This window comes from Burkholderia sp. Ac-20379 (assembly GCF_017104645.1).
GTDB lineage: Bacteria > Pseudomonadota > Gammaproteobacteria > Burkholderiales > Burkholderiaceae > Burkholderia.
Map to the genome: position 1 here is coordinate 1 of NZ_JAAGPF010000705.1, position 1,257 is coordinate 1,257.

The 1,257-nt window shown below is 72.7% G+C and carries 2 protein-coding genes; both read left to right on the plus strand.

Annotation, left to right across the window (positions count from 1 at the left end):
• Positions 1-290, plus strand: a 290-nt coding sequence (locus tag G3N92_RS34105; protein ID WP_339385896.1) for a DinB family protein, incomplete at its 5' end; no start/stop codon positions are given.
• Complete coding sequence (locus G3N92_RS34110) at positions 287-1,030, plus strand: alpha/beta hydrolase (RefSeq protein ID WP_206131879.1); 744 nt, start codon at positions 287-289, stop codon at positions 1,028-1,030. The genes G3N92_RS34105 and G3N92_RS34110, both read left to right, overlap by 4 nt.
• Positions 1,031-1,257: the final 227 nt, after the last annotated feature.

Genomic DNA, 1,257 nt, shown 5'->3' on the forward strand with positions numbered 1-1,257 from the left:
CGGTGGACGGCACGGCGCTGGCCGAAGCGCGCGATTACCTCCATCAGGACGGCCAGGCCGCGCTGGCGGCGTTCGCCGCCTCGCGCAGCCGCCTGTGCATCATGCTCGCCACGCTCGACACCGCCGCGCTGGCCCGCTGCGGGCTGCGCGACGGCGTGCGCCGCATGACGCTGGAAGAACTCGTGCGCGAACTGCTCGACCACGACCGCACGCACGCCCTCGAACTCGACGAACTCGAACACGAGCTGGCCGAAGCGGCCCCGCTCGATCATCAGGAGCCCCAACCATGAGCCAGCGGCCCCCCGCGATCTTCATCCACGGTTTCATCGGCACGCTCGAGATCGACGGCTATGCGCCGCCGCACGCCGCGCCGCCCCTGCTCGGTTACGGCGCGCACCGCGACACGCCCGCCGAGCGCATCGCGCTGCCCGAACAGGTGGCGCATCTGCGCGCGTTCGTCGATGCGCAGCCGGGCATGGAACGCGTCGACCTGGTCGGCCATTCGGTGGGCGGCGCGATCGCGATGCTGTTCGCGCATGCGCACCCCGAGCGCGTGCGGCGCATCGTCAGCATCGAGGGCAATTTCACGCTCGACGACGCGTTCTGGTCGGCCTCGGTCGGCCGCATGACGGCGCACGAAGCCGAGGCGATGCTGGCAGGGTTTCGCGCCGATCCGGCGCGGTGGCTCGGCGGCGCGGTGGCGAACGTCACGCCGACGATGGCACGCACCGCCGCGGGCTGGCTCGACCATCAGCCGGCCGCGACGCTGCGCGCGATGGGCCGCTCGGTGGTCGACACCACCGGCCGCGCGGCCTATCTCGATGCGGTCGAGGCGGTGTTCGCGCGGCATCGCGTCTGCCTGGTGGCCGGCGAGCGCTCGCGCGGCGGCTGGCATGTGCCCGGCTGGGCGCGCGAACGCTGCGCGGCCTATGAAATCGTGCCGGGCAGCGGGCACCTGCCGGCGATCGAGCAGCCGGCCGCGCTGGCGGCGGTGCTCGATCGATTTTTCGGCGAGGCGGACGCGGCTTGAGCGTCAGGCCGAACGCATTCGCGCCATCGGCATCGCGGCATCGCCTTCCCGGCGCAAACCGGGCATCGCGTTCAACAGACCGAAACGATCCGCCGCGCGGCGTCGCATGCGCGCCGGAGCGCGGTGCGCAACGAATGTCACGCCGGGCCGCATGCGCGCAAGCCGCCACGCGCATCGAGCGCCGCGCCGAGATCGGACGAGCGTCGTGCAGGGAAGGAGGGTTGGCG

Coding starts and splice junctions, on each gene's coding strand:
- G3N92_RS34110 (WP_206131879.1), top strand. CDS start 287: ATGAGCCAGCGGCCCCCCGCGATCTTCATCCACGGTTTCATCGGCACG.